Origin of the sequence: Lewinella sp. W8, assembly GCF_004375085.3 — a bacterium.
GTDB lineage: Bacteria > Bacteroidota > Bacteroidia > Chitinophagales > Saprospiraceae > Neolewinella.
Genome location: NZ_SNAQ03000028.1, coordinates 25,644 through 43,059 on the forward strand (window position 1 = coordinate 25,644; position 17,416 = coordinate 43,059).

The following is a 17,416-nucleotide window of genomic DNA, read 5'->3' on the forward strand; positions in this document are numbered from 1 at the left end:
CTCAGGATGCACCCCGCTGATTACCTCGGGTGCATCCGGACAATATCATCCGCAAAAACAACTAAAATATATTTACAATGGCTAAGGAAATTAGCTTTGACAGAAGTGCACGGGAAAAACTCCGTGCCGGCGTAGACGCACTGGCGAATGCCGTGAAGGTTACGCTTGGTCCCAAGGGACGTAACGTAGTTATCCAGAAGTCTTTTGGTGCCCCTCAGGTGACCAAGGACGGTGTAACGGTAGCCAAAGAAATTGAACTGGAAGACGCCGTGGCCAACATGGGCGCCCAAATGGTAAAGGAAGTAGCTTCCAAAACCGCCGACATCGCCGGCGACGGAACCACCACCGCTACCGTACTGGCGCAGGCCATGATTCAGGCCGGTCTTAAGAACGTAACGGCCGGGGCCAATCCCATGGACCTCAAGCGCGGTATCGATCTGGCCACCAAGACGGTCATCGAAAACCTGAAGGGTCAGAGTGAGGTCGTCGGTGACGACTTCGATAAGATTCAGCAGGTAGCCGCCATTTCCGCCAACAACGACAACGAAATCGGTAGCCTGATTGCCGACGCCATGAAGCGCGTAAGCAAAGACGGCGTGATTACCGTTGAAGAGGCCAAGGGCACGGACACCTACGTAGATGAGGTAATGGGTATGCAGTTTGACCGTGGATACCTGAGCCCCTACTTCGTGACGGACACCGAGAGCATGATCACGGAATACGAAAATCCCTACGTACTGATCCACGACAAGAAGATCAGCAACATGCAGGATATCGTTCCCGTGCTGGAGCAGGTGATCCAGAGCGGACGTCCGCTGCTGATCATTGCCGAAGACATTGAGAGCCAGGCGCTGGGCGTACTGGTGGTCAACCGTCTGCGTGCTCAGCTGAAGGTCGTTGCCGTTAAGGCTCCCGGCTTCGGTGACCGCCGTAAGGCCATGCTGGAAGACATTGCCATCCTGACGGGTGGAACGGTCATCAGTGAAGAAAAGGGATACAAGCTCGACCAGACGACCCTTGATTTGCTGGGCTCCGCCGAGAAAATTACGGTAGACAAAGACAATACCACCATCGTAAATGGTGCCGGTAGCGACGAGTTGATCAACGGCCGTATCGGTCAGATCAAGCAACAAATCGAAACCACCACGAGCGACTACGACCGTGAGAAGCTGCAGGAGCGCCTGGCCAAGCTGGCCGGCGGTGTTGCCGTGCTCTACGTTGGTGCCGCCACGGAAGTGGAGATGAAGGAGAAGAAAGACCGCGTAGACGACGCCCTGCACGCAACGCGTGCGGCGGTGGAGGAAGGCATCGTGGCCGGGGGCGGTGTTGCGCTGGTGCGCGCCATCAACTCCCTCGACGGGGTGACCGGAGACAACGAAGACCAGAATATCGGGGTAGCCATCGTGCGTAAGGCCATGGAAGCTCCGCTGCGCACCATCGCCGATAACGCCGGCGTGGAAGGTAGCGTGATCCTGCAGGGTGTAATCACCGGCAAGGGAGACAGCTACGGCTACAACGCCCGCACCGGTGAATTCGAAGACCTGAAGAAGGCGGGCGTCATTGACCCCACCAAGGTTACCCGGATTGCCCTGGAGAACGCGGCGTCCATCGCCGGTATGGTACTGACTACCGAATGTGTGATCAACGACAAGCCCGAACCAGACGCTGGTATGGGAGGTCACAGCCACGGTGGCGGCATGCCCGGCGGTATGGGAGGCATGATGTAATCAAGCTCGATTACACTTCCCAGTCCGGAATCAAAATAAACCCGGTCAGCGTACTGCTGGCCGGGTTTCATTTATTCCTGAATAAAGTGAAAAACTATTGTTATGATTAAACTCTAAGGGTAATTTTTCTTTTTCATAGCAGTACAAGATTTCAACGCCCTAGTTTGGACAACTCACGAACACAAGCCAGTCGAATGGACCTGACGGAAGGAAAAGATCGCTTCATTGAAGCATGGGGTGCGCTCGGCAGTAGTTGGGGCGTCACGCGAACGATGGCCCAGATCCATGCTCTTCTACTGGTGTCCAACACCCCCAAAAGCTCCGATGACGTTATGGAGGAACTCCAGATCAGTCGGGGAAACGTGAATACCAACATGCGGATGTTGGTAGATTGGGGGCTAGCCCACAAAAAGCTGATCCCCGGTGAGCGGAAGGAATACTTCGTGGCCGAGAAGGATATGTCTAAAGTGGTAAAGAGCATCATCATTGCCCGAAAGAAGCGGGAGCTGGAACCCATGTTGCGGCTGCTCGATGAGCTCACGGGTATCGAGGGCAACGACGAGGATGCCAAGGAATTCCGTAGCGTGGTGAAGGACCTGAAGCTCTACAGTTACAAAGCGGATTCTGCACTGGATGCTTTGATCAAAGTTGATTCCAACTGGTTCTTCAGCACCTTCCTGTCCATGATCAAGTAGGCATCCGGTTTACTTGGCTTTTTGGCGAAATCCCGGCACCTGCACGCCGCTGCATTTTCTTAAAATCAGCGATCCCGACGAGCAATACGGAACTCGGGGCCGTTGCCAAAGGCTAGTTGCGTAAACCCTCCGGGCCGAACGATTCGCTATCGCTGTTCCTGCATCAATTTCATAAACCCTTCCTTGCGTCGCCTGGCCAGCGGCAGGCATTCGCCATTAGCCAGTACAACCTGAAGCTGACCTTTATGGGCCCTTACCCCATCTACCGCCATCAGTTGCACCAGAAAGGACTGATGGATTCGATAAAACCTGGATCCGGGTAACACCGAGGTGTAATGGCCCAAGTTTCCCGAAAAAAAGAACTCGCGACCCTCGGTACAGTGAAAGGTGCAATAATTCCCGTCGCCCTTCACGTAGAGTAATTCTGAGGCAGAGACCACCACCCCACCCGATCTGGGACCAATCGTTATTTGCTCTTCCGGAGAGGACGGCACCGAAGCAGTTTTTGCCCGGTTTACCGCCTGGATCAACAAACGGGGTTCCACCGGTTTGAGGAGAAAGTGAATGGCCTCCGTCTGAAAAGCCCTCACGGCGTACTCCTCATGGGCGGTTACGAAAATGATGTTGGGGCAGAACGTTCTCAGGCGATCGACCAGATCCAGACCACTTTCGTTCTTCAACTGGATGTCTAAAAAAGCCAGGTCAAAGCGATGTTTGCTGGCCATATCGAGTGCCTGTCCTCCGGACGCAGCTTCCTCAACCAGGGTAACTTCCGGACAACAACGCTCTAACATTTTCCGCATTCCGACACGTGCGTCTACCTCATCATCAATGACGAGTGCGCTTAACTCTTCACGTTTCAAACAACTACTATTCTGAGAGATTCCGTGTAAATATCATCAACATAATCTGAGTTCCGGCAACTTTTCCCTCAAAATCTCGTAAAGTTTCCAATTCCATGCGCTTTCGGCCGTCGGGAGTAGGGGGCATCATCTCCAAACGGCGACGGGTAATTTCTATCCCCATAGATTTGCGGGGGAAGCCGTGCTGCTTCTGAAATCCGGGGCCATTATCCACAATGGAAACCTCAAGTTCTGACCCTTCCATGGAAAAATACACGTCAATTCTGCCACCGGATTCGCGCTCCTTCATGCCGTGGATGACGGCATTTTCGATGAAGGGCTGAATGAGTAGCGTTGGAATCTGGTAATCATCCAGAGGAAGGTCCGGTGCCTGATGAATGCCGTAGTTGAAAACTTCCTTAAACCTGAGCTTCTCCAACCGCAGGTAGTTATCCAGCATCTCGATCTCTTCCCGCAAGGAGTGGGTACCCTTTGCCGAGGCATTGAGGGTTTGCCGCACCAGATTGGCAAACAGGCCCAGATAAGATACGGCCTCCATCGACTGGTCCTGCAGAATAAAGCTCTGGATGGAATTCAGGCAGTTGAAAACAAAATGGGGATTCATCTGCGCCTGGAGGGCAGAACGTTCCAGGTTGTTTATTTGAATCAGCAGGGTCTGCTCTTTTCGTCGATTATGCCCGTAGCGTAGGACGGCCACCACCAACCCGGAGATCAGCATTAACGCAAATAGAATCTGGGCGAATAGGGTTCGGTACCAAAGTTGGGGAATGATCAAACTGAATGAAGTGGGAGTACTCCACACCCCATCCCGGGATTTACTGGCAATTTCGAAGTGGTAGGTACCGGGCCGAAGTTGGGGATAAATTACGGAGACGCCGTCCGTCTGCGTCCACTCGTCTTCGGAATCTATGCGATAGCGATACGCAATATTTCCTTCCTGATGGAAATCGATCGCACAGTAGTCAATCTGAATATTTTTGGTGCCCGGTCGCAGTTTGATCCGGGAATCCATTAAGGTCGGGGTGCCATCAACGGTAATTTCCGTGATGATCGGAGGATAGGAGGTCGTATCTTTTGGTGGTATGGAGAATCGCATAACCCCCTCACTGGTTGCGAGCCAGACTACGTCCTGAGCAACTTCCAGTCCATGAATTTCGTCGCTGACGATTCCGTGTTCCTGACCGAAGGAACGTACGTCCAGCGGTTCTCCGTCGGGTGTTAACCGGAATACGGATAGTCCATTAAGGGTGGCTACGTAAATAACCTCTTCTTCATCCACGATGAAATCGCGGACCATGTTAGAGGCAAGTCCGTCATCGATGTTGATAACCCGCTCCTTTCCGGCCGGATCAAAATAAACGATTCCGTTTCCCCGGGTACCAAACAAGTAAGCACCGTTTTTCAGTTGATGGATGACTTCCACCCGTTCGTCCTTTCCCGAAAAATCAATGTCCGGGCGACCTATCTCTAAGGATTCCTCCAACTCATACAGACCGTGCAAGGTGCCAATCAGGTTTTTTCCTCCTTTGTCCACGTAAAGGTACTGGGGCCCCTGAACGTCCTTTCCATCGAAGGTGGAAAAGAAGTCCTTCACCCGTCCGCTGGCCCGATCAAGGGTACCAATTTCAATACTGGCCGAAAAACCCAACTCCCCGGCCGTGGAGTCCCATGGTATGGATAAACGCTTTATGGGCTTAACCCGTCCTCCCTCGGGAGAGAAATACCGCTGCAGGTCAGATTCACTACCGTTTTGCGGGAAGGGGTGAAGGAAGGAAAATTTTGAGGTGTGGACGCGACCGTAGGCCTTGTCGTAAAATACCTCGTAGAACTTGAATAGATTTTCTTCCTGAGCCGGGTCATTGGGGTAAATTTTCCGGCTCTCCATGGAATTGAAGTCGACATAGTGCAACTCTCCGTTGGCAAAACCCGCGTAAACCCCCTCATCCTCAACCAGGGCTACCGAAAGGGCCCTGGAGTTGGGCAGCTTCTGGCGCATGGGACAAGCCACGGTGGTTGGGAAGGCGTTGTAGAAAACCCCTTTGTCCAGGGTTGAAATCCATAAACCACCCTGGCGGTCATACATGCAATAGCTGATGGAATATTCCGTCAGCAGAGAGTCCATTGTCGTAATTTGCTTGGTTTCCGGATCGAAAGCAAGGTGTAATAGTCCGCTTCCGAGCGAGGAACAAAGCCAGATACCGCCCTGGTTATCGGGCATCATATAATTCACGGCATTGGTCTCCAGAGGTACCGAAAAAATGTCTTCCCCCTTAAGCTTACCGTAAAAGAAACGTGTGGTAACAAAGGCCAGGTCCCACGGACCTTCGGTGTTGAATTTAGCGCCGTAACTGACGTACGGCAACCTGGGCTCCTTCCTTAGTTTGAGGTAGTGCTTTTCGGACCACTCATTATAATTACCCGTGTGGATCACCAGCGAGTCTTGCCTGACCCAAGGCATGGGGAATACTAAATTTCCTTTGTTGATGGAGGTCAGCCCTTGCCCATTGTTTCGCCCCTCGATCTCCTCCACCAGATACATGGCATCTTGTTGTCTATCGGTCAGCCATTCCTGGGTTCCATTCCTGGTCAGGCGCAGAATCCCTTCGTGCCGTACGTTGAGGATCAGGCTTCCCGAGGGTTCTACCCCTAAAATTACCAGGAAGGGAGTGTTGCGCTTGATGTCCAGCAGAATATCGTTGTTCTCGTAGGGCACAAATTGATCCCCTTCCAGATAGAAGACTCTGCCGGTGTAGGTGGAAACCCAAAGAGTATTTTCGGGACCGGATACAATAGAAAAGACCACGACGTCCTGAAGGCCATGACGGCTGTCAAAAATGTCAAAATCGTAGCCGTTGTAGCGCGCCAGTCCGTTGTCCGTTCCAAACCAGATGTAGCCCTGATGGTCCTCGTAAGAGACATAAACCTCGGAACTTGGGAGGCCCGCTTCCGTTCCCAGGTTCTTAAAACTAAGTTGGGCGGTCTGTGCACCTAGTGCAGCACCCGCCCAACAATACACTATGAACAACACAAACGCTTTGCCAAGCACAAGGGGCTTCAATGATGGGAAGCGTGCCCAGCAAAGAACAAAAATTGAAAATTTGAGACCTAGAAGATTTGATTTAATCCGAGAGAGTTCACTGTAGGTCCTGATGCTGAATAAATCCTTCAGACTTAAAGTTCTTGTACCAACAAATATCACATTTAATCCTGTTTTAATTCCACTCACCTTAATAAGCGGTTAGTTTTACTTAATATTCGGTAACCGGAGCAAAAGGCTTTAGTCCTTTTTCTCCCATTTATCCTCCTTTATTCCTGAAAAAGCTTCCTTTATCGCCGATTCTGACCTGCTGAGTAGTCGGCTGGCGTCCAGATTTCGGTGGTCCAATTCAACGGCCCGGGCGGCGAAGGAGCGGGCCAGAGAGAAGCTGTCCATTTGGAAGTACAAGTCCGCGTACACGGCGTGGGGTTTGGGAAGGTCAGCGGGAAGGCCCGCCGCCAGGCTATCCGCCAAAGATTTGGCGACGGCAAATTCGCCCATCTCCGCCAGTAGGGATACTTCGAAGCCCCGGATGAAGGGAGCACGTCGCTGCGCAGCAGAAGTCAGCAGGCGCAAACTGTCCAGGGCTTTCTCCGGTCCGTGTACACTGTGGAGGACTTCAAAATATTCGGCCTTCAGGTAGGTCTCTTCCGGGTGACGGTGGATGATCTCGCCGAAGTTTTTCTCCGCCAGGGACAAGACCCGGCTCAGTACCGCGGCGGTAGAATCCGCGCCCGCCTCCCGAAGATTGGTAAAGTGAGTAAAGCCCATATACACCTCCAGGGCCAGGCGTTCCGCTCCCGTAACGGAAGGCAGGCCCTTCCGAAGTTCCTCGTATAACCGGAGCCGTTCCGATCGATCGAGGGTTAGCCTGGCCAGCGTGCTTTTGGCCAGTAAAAAGTCAGGATCGAAAGCCAGTGATTTGCGGTAGCTCTGCTCTGAAGGACCGTACCAGCCGTCATCCATGATCTCTTTCCAACCTAGTCGGTAATAGTAAGTCGCCGAATCTTCGGTGGTGGAATATGACATTAACCCGGCGTCTGCCGGGGGCTCCCGGGTGCAGCCCAGCAGCAAGAGGGAAAGCGTACAAAACAAAGAGAAACGGACCATACGGGAAAGGTAGGCAAAAAGTAAGGTTATTGTCCACCCCTCGTTTATCCGCATCTGCGGGGTGCCCCCAGAGAGCTGGTGATTTCTTGGTGGGATTCTGCTACGAACCTGGTGGCGAGAAGCACCGGGGACGCTTGATGCCGAAAATGTAGGGTAAAAAAATTGCCCGAAAAGCCTCTGGGTTGGTGCATGGCACCTGCGCTCCGCGCCCCTACTATATTTCCTCCCTGCGCTCACAAGCCAGCAATACTCCGGCAGGCCTGGGCTTCCAACAAGACACCCACTGCCGTTTGGAAAACGGGATCAAAGCGCCTCAATTAATTAGAACAAGTCTAAACAAAAGCTGCTCCGGAATCGACACCAAACCATTTATTACTTCTGCCCTTTAACAGTTAGCTTTGCCGTGTTTAGCAAAATCTAACTACCTATGAAGACTTGGTTTGGTCGTTTCATCACCTCCAGTATTGGACAAAAGTTGGTGATGTCTTTGACTGGCTTGTTCCTAATCACCTTCCTTATCGTTCACCTTGCTGGTAACGTTCAGCTGATGTGGAGTGACGGTGGGCAGGCCTTTAATGAATACGCGTACTTCATGACGCACAATCCATTAATCAAATTCACCAGTTACGGCCTCTATTTTTTCATCCTGCTGCACGCCTTCCAGGGCATTGCTCTCTGGATGAAAAACAAAAAAGCCCGTGGCTCGGAAGGATACGCCGTGAAGGTGAACCGAACGGCGGGTGCCAGCAAGGCTTCCTACCGGATGGGCGCCCTGGGGATCATCATTCTGGTCTTCATTCTATTGCACATGTACCAGTTCTGGCTGCAAATGAAATTGGGCAATACGGAGATGGTGGCTTACGGTGGAGAACCGGTTAAGGACCTCTACACTCTGGTGGCCGCGGTTTACGAGAATCCGGTTTTTGTAGGCATCTACGTGGTAAGCATGCTGGTCATTGCCTTTCACCTCTGGCACGGCTTTGAATCGGCTTTCCAGACCCTGGGCCTGAATCACCGTAAATACACGCCGCTCATCAAAACGGTGGGCCGTATTTACAGTGTAGCGGTTCCGCTGGGCTTTGCCGTGATTCCCGTTTACATGTACCTGTTTGCGTAAACTATCAACGACGATAAAAATATATTATGCCATTTCAATCTAACGTCCCCCCCGGAGAACTCAGTGAAAAGTGGACCAAGTACCGCTCTTCCATGCCCCTGGTGGCGCCGAATAATAAGCGTCGTCTTGAGGTCATCGTAGTCGGAACCGGTCTGGCCGGCGGCGCGGCCGCCGCCACGCTCGGAGAGCTGGGATATAACGTAAAGGCCTTTACTTTCCACGACAGTCCCCGCAGAGCACACTCCATTGCCGCTCAGGGAGGAATTAATGCCGCCAAGAATTATCAAAACGACGGTGACAGCGTTTACCGCCTTTTCTACGACACCATCAAGGGTGGTGACTACCGCAGCCGCGAGGCCAACGTACACCGCCTGGCGGAAGTCAGCGTCAACATCATCGACCAGGCCGTAGCCCAGGGCGTTCCCTTCGCCCGTGAATACGGCGGCCTGCTCGCCAACCGCTCTTTCGGAGGTGTCCAGGTTAGTAGAACGTTCTACGCCCGCGGACAAACGGGCCAGCAGCTGCTGCTGGGCGCCTACCAGTCGCTCTCGCGTCAGATCAGCCTGGGCAACGTGCAAATGTTCAACCGCCACGAAATGGTGGACGTGGTGATCCAGGACGGAAAAGCCCGCGGTATCATCGCCCGCAACCTCCTCACCGGAGAACTCGAGCGCCACGCCGCCCACTGTGTGGTGCTGGGTACGGGGGGCTACGGCAACGTTTTCTACCTGTCCACCAACGCCATGAACTCCAACGGCTCGGCCGCCTGGCGGGTAGTAAAAAAGGGCGCCTACATGGCCAACCCCTGCTTCACTCAGATTCACCCCACCTGCATCCCCGTTTCCGGCGAATACCAGTCTAAGCTGACGCTGATGTCGGAGTCGCTTCGTAACGACGGTCGGGTTTGGGTGCCCAAAAATCAGGAGGACGCCAAGGCCATCCGGGAAGGACGGAAGAAGGGAACCGACATCGCGGAAGAAGACCGTGACTACTACCTCGAACGCCGCTACCCCGCCTTCGGAAACCTCGTCCCCCGCGACGTCGCCAGCCGGGCCGCCAAGACGGCCTGTGACGAAGGTCTCGGAGTGAGCCCCACGGGCCTGGCGGTATTTCTGGACTTTGCCGACGCCATCATGCGCTACGGAAAGAGCCGCGCCAACACCCTGAACGAGTACAACGCCAGCGAGGCCCGCATCAAGGAGTTGGGCACGGCCGTCGTGGCCGAGAAGTACGGCAACCTCTTCGAGATGTACGAAAAAATCACCGGGGAAAACCCCTACGTGATGCCCATGAAAATCTACCCCGCGGTGCACTACACCATGGGTGGGCTTTGGGTCGATTATAACCTGCAAACCAACATCCCCGGGCTCTTTGCTTCCGGAGAAGCTAACTTCAGCGATCACGGCGCGAACCGGCTGGGGGCCTCCGCCCTCATGCAGGGACTTGCGGACGGCTACTTCGTCCTGCCCTACACCATTGGTACTTTTCTGGCCGACGAGATTCGTACGCCGACCATTGATCCCGACGGTGCCGAATTCCTGGCCGCGGAAAAAGAAGCCCAGGAGCGGATTGACCGCCTGATGTCCATCGGTGGCAATCAATCGGCCGAAAGCTTCCACCGCCGTCTCGGCAAAATCATGTGGGAATACTGTGGTATGGCCCGCAACGCCGAAGGACTGACCAAGGGGAGACAAATGATCCGCGAACTCCGGGAGGAATTCTACCAGGACCTGTTCGTTCCCGGCTCCGCCAAGGAATACAACCCCGAGCTGGAAAAGGCCCTGCGCGTGGCCGACTTCCTGGAACTGGGCGAGCTGATGATGCTCGATGCCCTGGACCGGCAGGAAAGCTGCGGTGGACACTTCCGAGAAGAATACCAGACCGAGGAAGGAGAAGCCCTGCGGCGGGACGATGAGTTTGCCTACGTCTCTGCCTGGGAATGGGATGACAACGACCCCATCCTGCACAAGGAGGAACTCATCTTCGAAAACGTGGAGCTGAAAACCAGATCCTACAAATAATTGGCCCGGCCTTTTCCCGTCACCCGCCCTTACCTTTTGGCGTAAACGCAGGTGCCATGATCTGGGAAAGGAGCCACAAAAAAATTCATCATGGGAGCAGATAACATGAAGCTTACCCTCAAGATCTGGCGACAGCAAGGTGAAAACACCAAGGGCCAGTTCAAAACTTACCAGGTTGACAACGTGAGTTCACACATGTCTTTCCTCGAAATGCTGGACGTACTGAACGAACAGCTCGTTTCCCAAAAGGAAGAACCCGTTGCCTTCGAGCACGACTGCCGGGAGGGCATTTGCGGGACGTGTAGCCTGGTCATCAATGGTTACCCCCACGGCCCCATGCAGGGCACCACCACCTGCCAGCTGCACATGCGCCACTTCAAGGATGGAGACACCATCACCATTGAGCCCTGGCGCGCCGCCGCCTTCCCCGTGGTGAAGGACCTCGTGGTTAACCGCGACTCCTTCGACCGCATCATCCAGGCCGGTGGTTACATTTCCGTCAATACCGGACAGGCTCAGGACGGCAACGCCATCCCTATCGAAAAAGACCAGGCCAACCACGCCATGGACGCAGCCACCTGTATCGGGTGCGGAGCCTGCGTAGCTGCTTGCCCCAATGCGTCGGCCATGCTGTTCACCGCCGCCAAGGTCAGCCACCTGGCGCAAATGCCCCAGGGACAGGTGGAAGCCGCCGAACGGGCCCAGCGGATGGTCGCTCAGCACGATGCGGAGGGCTTTGGCCGCTGTTCCAACGTAACTGCCTGCGAAGCCGAGTGCCCCAAAGGCATTTCCGTTGAGCACATTGCCCGCCTCAACCGGGAATACCTCACGTCAAGCATCGGCTCTACGAAATAAGTATTCGGATTGAATTTTAAGCCCATGGCAGCAGCAGTTGCCATGGGCTTTGTTTTTTGCGGCAAACCCAAATGTCGGATTGTTTCCTCGCAGCGTCCAAAAAATCGCAGATTTTGAGGCCCGGTTAATTCCGCCAGGTGCTGCAAAGCAGAATCATTGAGCACTGCCGGATGGCCAAACTCACGTTACCGTCGATATTCAACCATTCCTCCGTGGCCGAGGTAGGTATAACTGCGCACCGCAATTTCCGCCATCCGAAACCGCTTGCCGCCCGGTAGCTGTCGCCATTTATACCGCAACCTCCCCCGGAGCATTAGCCGGTCACCCACTCGCAGATTTTCGTGCAGATCAAGTGCGGCCGGCCCCCAGGAGATACATTCGTGCGTGTCCTCCCCTTCCGTCCCGGGGGAAGCATTGAGCGTAAATCGCGTAAGGTCGTGACCAGCCTTGGTACAGTGGTAGACGGGTGGCAAGGCCACCCGACCGATCAGCGTGAGGCAATTCATTCTTCCCGGATTTTAGCGACCAGTGACGGGCTCTTGCCCGCTCCCCGCCGTAGTTGCAAAAACTGGGTCAGATGAATTTCGGTGCGCACCATTACCCCTTCCCCCAGGGGAATCGTTCGGTTACGCAGCACCCCCTGCACCAACACCTGATCTCCCTGACCGACCGTGCGGTGAAGGGATTTGGCGATGGCTCCCCAGGCAACCAGATGAAACATCTGTCGTTGCCCCCCGGCCGTCCCCTGATAAAGTCGCACCTTCGTCCGGTAGGTTCCGTCCGAAAGCTGAAAAATTTCCGGAGTATTTCCCGTCACTCCGATCAGTTGCACCATATTCCTTGCCTGTACCATATTGAAGCATTTGTTGACCCGCAAGGTCCGGCATCACCCTCATGCTAAGCGTCAAATAAACGTATACTTACGTTTTTATGCGTTTAATTACGCTTATTGTGGCCCTATGATCTTTGCTGCAGGCTAGTGTCTTCCTCTCTTGATTAAGTTTAACGTTAGTTTTTTCAACCTTCAAGCATTTTATACATAGGTTTATCACTACATTGTGCGTACAACTCAGCCACGACTGAGTCTTCCCCAGGTATAAAACTGTTTTTCACCGCTGATCTTTGCTCAACGCAGGAAAGATTAAACTATCGCGTATGTCCACGACCTTTTCCCTCCCTTCCGTGACGGTGACCACCAGCCTTGCGCCTTACGCCGGCCCATGGACCAACATTCAGGCGGCCCATCTCCTGCGCCGAGCAACCTTCGCTCCCCTTAAATCCGAAATCGATCAGGCCGTCAATCTTGGCCTGGCGGGATCCATTAGTAAACTATTTGAATCCATTGCGCTGCCGAGTCCTCCGGTATACTACGACTACGAATCGCATCCGACGCTCAACCGGGGAGAATCCTTTATCGGCAGTCACCTTGCACCCGATGATCGGAATGCCGACCAGGGGGCCCGCAGACGCGCCATGGAGTCCTGGTGGTTTCTCAGCACCGCCGAACAGGGGTTCAATGTCCGGGATAAGATGATGCTCTTCTGGCATAATCACTTCGGCATGGGAGGCATTAATGAGTCTAACCTCATGTACGATTTCCTTACGCGGTACCGGAATTTCGCTACCGGGGACTTTCGCGAACTCGTTAGACAAATGACGGTAGATCCCTACATGCTGCAGTTCCTCAACGGAAACCAGAGCACGGCGGCCAATCCGAACGAAAATTATGCTCGCGAAATCCTGGAGCTTTTCACCATCGGTAAGGGGCCACAGGTTGGCCCGGGAGACTACACGACCTATACCGAAGAAGATATTGTAGAGCTGGCCAAGGCCTTTACCGGCTGGCGCACGCGCTACTTCAACAGCACCGACCCGGAGAATTATCCGGAAAGCTACTACGTCCCCAATCGCCACGATACTTCCACCAAGCAGTTGAGTGAACGCTTTGGTAACGTCCAAATTCCTAACGGCGACGAAAACGAATACCGGCAGGTAGTGGACATCATCTTCCAGCAGGATGAAGTAGCGCGCTACCTCTGCCGCAAGCTTTACCGCTTCTTCGTCTATTATCGCATTGACGATGCGGTGGAAACGAACGTCATCGAGCCCATGGCGCAAATTCTGATCGATAACGATTACGTGGTGGGGCCGGCCATCGAAGCCCTGCTTGCTTCCGAGCACTTCTACCAGGCAGGGATCATTGGTAACCAGATTAAAACCCCGATGGATTTCGTCCAGAGCCTTTTCCGCCCCCTGGCCTGGTACGAAGGATGGGAAGACGTTTACGATCGTTACCGGGCCGCACGGGTAGCGTTCTTCCACGCCCGGGATACGGGTATGCAGATGACCCTTCCGCCAAGTGTGGCCGGCTGGGAAGCCTATTACCAGGAGCCAAGCTACGCCAGGTTATGGCTCAATACTTCCACCATCCAACGCCGGACCGACCACATCCGCCGATGTACCCTGCGCCGCTTCTTCTGGGATGGCTCGGGCTACGAAATAGACTGGTTGGCCTTCATCGACGATTTCAGAAATCCGGCCAACCCCAACACCATGATTGAGGAGTTCGTGGATCGGCTACTTCCCCAACCCCTGCGGGAAGAGCAATTGACGGCCGTAAAGGAACTGCTACTGCCGGGTTTACAGGACTTCGTCTGGAGTAGTGAGTACAACAACTATCTGCAAAACCCATTTGACGAAGCCACCCGAATGTCGGTGGAAAACCGGCTAAAAGAAATGGCCTACGGCTTCCTTCAACTCGCTGAATTTCAGGTACAATAATCCCCGCACAAGTAGGTAAATCATGAACAGAAGAAACTTCCTGAGAACAACCAGTGCCCTGAGTGTTCCCGCCCTACTGCAGCAGGGAATTGCGGCCAACCCACTGGCCCTTTTTTCACAATTCGCGAGTACGGACAACGACAATATCCTGGTGCTAATCCGCCTGTCGGGCGGCAACGACGGCCTAAATACCGTCATCGGCCTGGATCAACTTGAGAACCTCCGGCAGGTTCGCGGCAATATCGCCCTACCGGATGATGGCATCATCGGGCTGAATACCAAGACCGGGCTCCACGGTGCAATGACCGGCATGCACCAATTATTCAATGACGGCAAATTAGGCATCGTCCAGGCGGCGGGCTACCCAAACCAGAATCGCTCGCACTTCCGCAGTACGGATATCTGGACCACCGCCTCGGCGGCGGATGAAGTCATCACCACCGGTTGGCTCGGCCGCTACCTGGAACTGGATCATCCCGATTATCCCACCGGTTACCCCAACGACGATTTCCCCTACCCTCTGGGGATGACGATGGGTAACGTGGTCTCCGAAACCTGCCAGGGGCAGGCCTCCAACTTCAGCGTGGCGGTCAACAACCCCTTCAACTACCTCTACATCGCTCCGGGGGGAGATACTCCCCTACCCGACAACTTCTACGGCGATGAAGTAAGTTTTGTCCGCAACCTGATCGGACAGAGCAATACTTACGGGTCGATCGTCCAGGAGGCCGCCGAAGCGGGAGATACCCGGTCAGAAAACTACACCGATGGCCGGCTTTCCCCCCAGCTAAGAAACATTGCTACGCTCATCAGTGGTGGCCTGGGAACAAAGGTCTACATTGCCACCCTTGGTGGCTTCGACACCCATTCCGGACAAACGGCTGGAGACAACACCACCGGCGTCCACGCCGGCCTGCTGCAGGAGCTGAGTGACTCCATCAAAGCCTTCATGGAAGACCTCGAATTGCTGGGGGTTTCCCACCGGGTTCTGGGCATGACCTTCAGCGAATTTGGACGACGGATTCGCTCCAACGAAAGTAACGGCTCGGACCACGGAGATGCCGCTCCCCTCTTTCTCTTTGGTGATTGCGTGCAGGGTGGCGTCCTGGGCGACTCGCCCGAAATCGATCCCGACGTCGCCCAGAATGTGGGCGTACCGATGCAGTACGACTTCCGGGACATCTACGGCAGCATTCTCGTTGACTGGTTTGAGGTACCCACCGCCACCGTGCAAAACCTGATCAACGGTGCCTTCACGTACCTGCCCATTGCCGGCGGCTGTAATACGACGCTTCCGGTAAACCTCCTGAGCATGACCGTAACCGGTTACGACGTAAACGTGGAAGTCGCCTGGCAAACCGACAATGAAATTGGTAACCGTGGTTTCGTCATTGAGCGAAGTGAAGACGGCCGGAATTTCCGGCGGATCGGCTGGACCCCGGCCGCGTCGGCCCCCAACAACAGTGTCAGGGAATACAATTTCCGGGACCAGGGCGTATCGAAGGGGAATACGTACTACTACCGGCTAAAGCAGGAAGATCTGGACGGAAAATACAATTACAGTCCCGTCAAGGTTGCTCGACTACGGGGTACCGCCATTGCCGACTGGGCGGTAGGCCTGCCCCGGCCTAACCCCGTTAACCCCGACAGTTACATCAAGGTCTACGCCCCCACCGACGCAACGGCCACCTTTGAGTTGATCGACATCAGTGGCCGGAAAGTACGTACGGGAAGTATTACCCTGGCCGGAGGCCAGGATAACCGCGTCATGCTCCGCCCCGGCGGCCTGGCTCCCGGCACCTACGTCTGGCGGCTCAGCACCAGGGAGGGTAAACAGTTCGCCCGAAAACTGATCGTAAACCAATAAGGGGGGCAGTTCCTCAATTCGGTCCACCAGACCTCTTGTATCGGACAAAGGGATAAAATTCTGGCTTATTTTTAAAATAAAGCTATTACCTTTCACCAAAGGTAAAAGGGGCGAGGTGCCCCAGTATTCCAGTACCCCATCATGCACACCCCCAAAACAAACCCAGGCCTTGCCCTGCCCCATCTGATCAAATGGCGGTTCTTGCTCCAGGCATTCCCTCCCCTTTTGTTCGCACTATTGCTCACCACTTGCTCCGATCCGGTAGAGCCCGTCTTCCGATTTGAGACGGGATTTCTGCTGCTTGAAGGCCGGATCGTGGACCAGGAAGGGTACAGCGCGATCAGGGTTTCCCGCAACGAGATCATTTTCGGCAATTATGCCCTCCTGCCCGTCGAGGGCCTAAACCTGGTCAGCATCGACGATGCGGGCAACGAAGTCCAGTGGTCACAGGTGGAGAGCACGAACGAGTACCGTCCGCCCGCGGACTTCAAGGCCGAAGCCGGCCGCACCTACTACATCCGGGCCGTCACTCCTCAGGGAGAAGTCGTGGAATCCGAGCCCGAACGGGTCCCCGCAACGGTTCCCATCGCCGCAGCACGCGTCCAGTTTGAGCAGGAGGCTTACTTTAGTGAGGGGCTGGATCGCTTCGTTCCCGCTTTCCGGTTACTGGTGGACCTTGACGACCCCGCGGATGACCGAAATTTTTATCAGTGGCAATACACCGCCTGGCAAACCATCGACGTGTGTGCCAGCTGCCAACGGGCCCGCTGGCGCAACGGGGAATGTATTCCCGGGCCGGACACCAGATTCGTTAACCGCTGGGATTACCTCTGCGATGCGACCTGCTGGGTTTCTTCGCGGGGCAAAAACCTGAACATCCTCAGTGATGAGTTCAGTCAGGGTCGGCGCATCACGGGAGTGGAAGCCGGACGGGAAGATTTTGCCCGGCCGGGAGGGCTGCTCTTTGAGGTGGAGCAGTACAGTATTTCCAAGAAGGCCTACGACTATAACGTCGTCCTGCAGAATCTCGCCGAGGGCGCCAGTGGGCTGAATGCCCCCCTACCCGCCCCGCTGATTGGCAACCTGCTTGATCGAAGCGAAAATAAGGTCGACGTGCTCGGCTTCGTGGGCGTTGCGGCCCTGGATATTGAACGGGTTTACCTGAACCGGGATACGGTAAACGGTACTTCCCTGCCCTACGACGGACAAATTATTCTGGAGCCCGTAATGCCTTCTCCGCCGGTTGCTCCCTGTGAGGGAGGAACCCGCACCCGCCAGCGACCGGTGGGCTGGCCCGAATAAACCTGGCTCCTCGCTAATTACTCTGCACCTGCGGTCACGCC

Annotated in this window: 13 protein-coding genes; 8 read left to right on the forward strand and 5 right to left on the reverse strand. The window is 54.7% G+C overall.

The window, feature by feature from the left end; all coding sequences use genetic code 11:
• Window positions 1-77 precede the first annotated feature (77 nt).
• Both groL and E1J53_RS22565 read left to right on the forward strand, forming a co-directional pair.
• Entirely contained in the window at window positions 78-1,727 is a 1,650-nt protein-coding gene (gene groL / locus E1J53_RS22560; RefSeq protein WP_134274700.1) for a chaperonin GroEL, read from the forward strand.
• Window positions 1,728-1,921: 194 nt separating this feature from the next.
• Window positions 1,922-2,422, forward strand: coding sequence for a GbsR/MarR family transcriptional regulator (locus E1J53_RS22565; RefSeq protein WP_134274699.1), 501 nt, complete (start codon window positions 1,922-1,924; stop codon window positions 2,420-2,422).
• A gap of 146 nt (window positions 2,423-2,568) precedes the next feature.
• On the opposite strand, the gene E1J53_RS22570 is transcribed toward E1J53_RS22565, so the two are convergent.
• From E1J53_RS22570 to E1J53_RS22580, 3 genes are all read right to left on the reverse strand, one after another.
• Window positions 2,569-3,285 (reverse strand): LytTR family DNA-binding domain-containing protein, encoded by a 717-nt coding sequence (locus E1J53_RS22570; RefSeq protein WP_134274698.1) that lies wholly within the window; start codon window positions 3,283-3,285, stop codon window positions 2,569-2,571.
• A gap of 7 nt (window positions 3,286-3,292) precedes the next feature.
• Window positions 3,293-6,301: a histidine kinase gene (locus tag E1J53_RS22575; protein WP_368671771.1), complete on the reverse strand. Its 3,009-nt coding sequence runs from the start codon at window positions 6,299-6,301 to the stop codon at window positions 3,293-3,295.
• 261 nt (window positions 6,302-6,562) lie between these two features.
• Window positions 6,563-7,432 (reverse strand): hypothetical protein, encoded by an 870-nt coding sequence (locus tag E1J53_RS22580; protein ID WP_134274696.1) that lies wholly within the window; start codon window positions 7,430-7,432, stop codon window positions 6,563-6,565.
• 427 nt (window positions 7,433-7,859) lie between these two features.
• Here E1J53_RS22580 and E1J53_RS22585 point away from each other — a divergent pair, with 427 nt between their 5' ends.
• From E1J53_RS22585 to E1J53_RS22595, 3 genes are all read left to right on the forward strand, one after another.
• Window positions 7,860-8,549, forward strand: coding sequence for a succinate dehydrogenase cytochrome b subunit (locus E1J53_RS22585; protein ID WP_134274695.1), 690 nt, complete (start codon window positions 7,860-7,862; stop codon window positions 8,547-8,549).
• A gap of 26 nt (window positions 8,550-8,575) precedes the next feature.
• The gene (locus tag E1J53_RS22590) at window positions 8,576-10,570 is read left to right on the forward strand and encodes a fumarate reductase/succinate dehydrogenase flavoprotein subunit (protein ID WP_134274694.1); all 1,995 of its coding nucleotides are present in this window, start codon (window positions 8,576-8,578) and stop codon (window positions 10,568-10,570) included.
• Window positions 10,571-10,660: 90 nt separating this feature from the next.
• Window positions 10,661-11,425 (forward strand): succinate dehydrogenase/fumarate reductase iron-sulfur subunit, encoded by a 765-nt coding sequence (locus E1J53_RS22595; protein WP_216650093.1) that lies wholly within the window; start codon window positions 10,661-10,663, stop codon window positions 11,423-11,425.
• 185 nt (window positions 11,426-11,610) lie between these two features.
• Here the strand turns inward: E1J53_RS22595 and E1J53_RS22600 are convergent, their stop codons facing one another.
• Window positions 11,611-11,931, reverse strand: coding sequence for a single-stranded DNA-binding protein (locus tag E1J53_RS22600; RefSeq protein ID WP_134274693.1), 321 nt, complete (start codon window positions 11,929-11,931; stop codon window positions 11,611-11,613).
• On the reverse strand, window positions 11,928-12,278 hold the full coding sequence (locus tag E1J53_RS22605; RefSeq protein WP_134274692.1) for a single-stranded DNA-binding protein: 351 nt from the start codon (window positions 12,276-12,278) through the stop codon (window positions 11,928-11,930). Before E1J53_RS22605 ends, E1J53_RS22600 begins: the two co-directional genes overlap by 4 nt.
• Before the next feature lie 302 nt (window positions 12,279-12,580).
• On the opposite strand from E1J53_RS22605, the gene E1J53_RS22610 reads away from it, so the two are divergent.
• The 3 genes from E1J53_RS22610 to E1J53_RS22620 all read left to right on the forward strand — a co-directional run bounded on the left by E1J53_RS22610 (window position 12,581) and on the right by E1J53_RS22620 (window position 17,375).
• Window positions 12,581-14,206 (forward strand): DUF1800 family protein, encoded by a 1,626-nt coding sequence (locus tag E1J53_RS22610; RefSeq protein WP_134274691.1) that lies wholly within the window; start codon window positions 12,581-12,583, stop codon window positions 14,204-14,206.
• 22 nt (window positions 14,207-14,228) lie between these two features.
• Window positions 14,229-16,073, forward strand: a complete 1,845-nt coding sequence (locus E1J53_RS22615; protein WP_134274690.1) for a DUF1501 domain-containing protein — start codon at window positions 14,229-14,231, stop codon at window positions 16,071-16,073.
• 225 nt (window positions 16,074-16,298) lie between these two features.
• Window positions 16,299-17,375, forward strand: a complete 1,077-nt coding sequence (locus E1J53_RS22620; RefSeq protein ID WP_173021605.1) for a DUF4249 domain-containing protein — start codon at window positions 16,299-16,301, stop codon at window positions 17,373-17,375.
• Window positions 17,376-17,416: the final 41 nt, after the last annotated feature.

Excerpts from the sequence above, each read along its gene's own strand:
- groL (WP_134274700.1), top strand. The coding sequence starts at position 78 with ATGGCTAAGGAAATTAGCTTTGACAGAAGTGCACGGGAAAAACTCCGT.
- E1J53_RS22565 (WP_134274699.1), top strand. The coding sequence starts at position 1,922 with ATGGACCTGACGGAAGGAAAAGATCGCTTCATTGAAGCATGGGGTGCG.
- E1J53_RS22580 (WP_134274696.1), bottom strand. The coding sequence starts at position 7,432 with ATGGTCCGTTTCTCTTTGTTTTGTACGCTTTCCCTCTTGCTGCTGGGC.
- E1J53_RS22585 (WP_134274695.1), top strand. The coding sequence starts at position 7,860 with ATGAAGACTTGGTTTGGTCGTTTCATCACCTCCAGTATTGGACAAAAG.
- E1J53_RS22590 (WP_134274694.1), top strand. The coding sequence starts at position 8,576 with ATGCCATTTCAATCTAACGTCCCCCCCGGAGAACTCAGTGAAAAGTGG.
- E1J53_RS22595 (WP_216650093.1), top strand. The coding sequence starts at position 10,661 with ATGGGAGCAGATAACATGAAGCTTACCCTCAAGATCTGGCGACAGCAA.
- E1J53_RS22600 (WP_134274693.1), bottom strand. The coding sequence starts at position 11,931 with ATGAATTGCCTCACGCTGATCGGTCGGGTGGCCTTGCCACCCGTCTAC.
- E1J53_RS22605 (WP_134274692.1), bottom strand. The coding sequence starts at position 12,278 with ATGGTACAGGCAAGGAATATGGTGCAACTGATCGGAGTGACGGGAAAT.
- E1J53_RS22610 (WP_134274691.1), top strand. The coding sequence starts at position 12,581 with ATGTCCACGACCTTTTCCCTCCCTTCCGTGACGGTGACCACCAGCCTT.
- E1J53_RS22615 (WP_134274690.1), top strand. The coding sequence starts at position 14,229 with ATGAACAGAAGAAACTTCCTGAGAACAACCAGTGCCCTGAGTGTTCCC.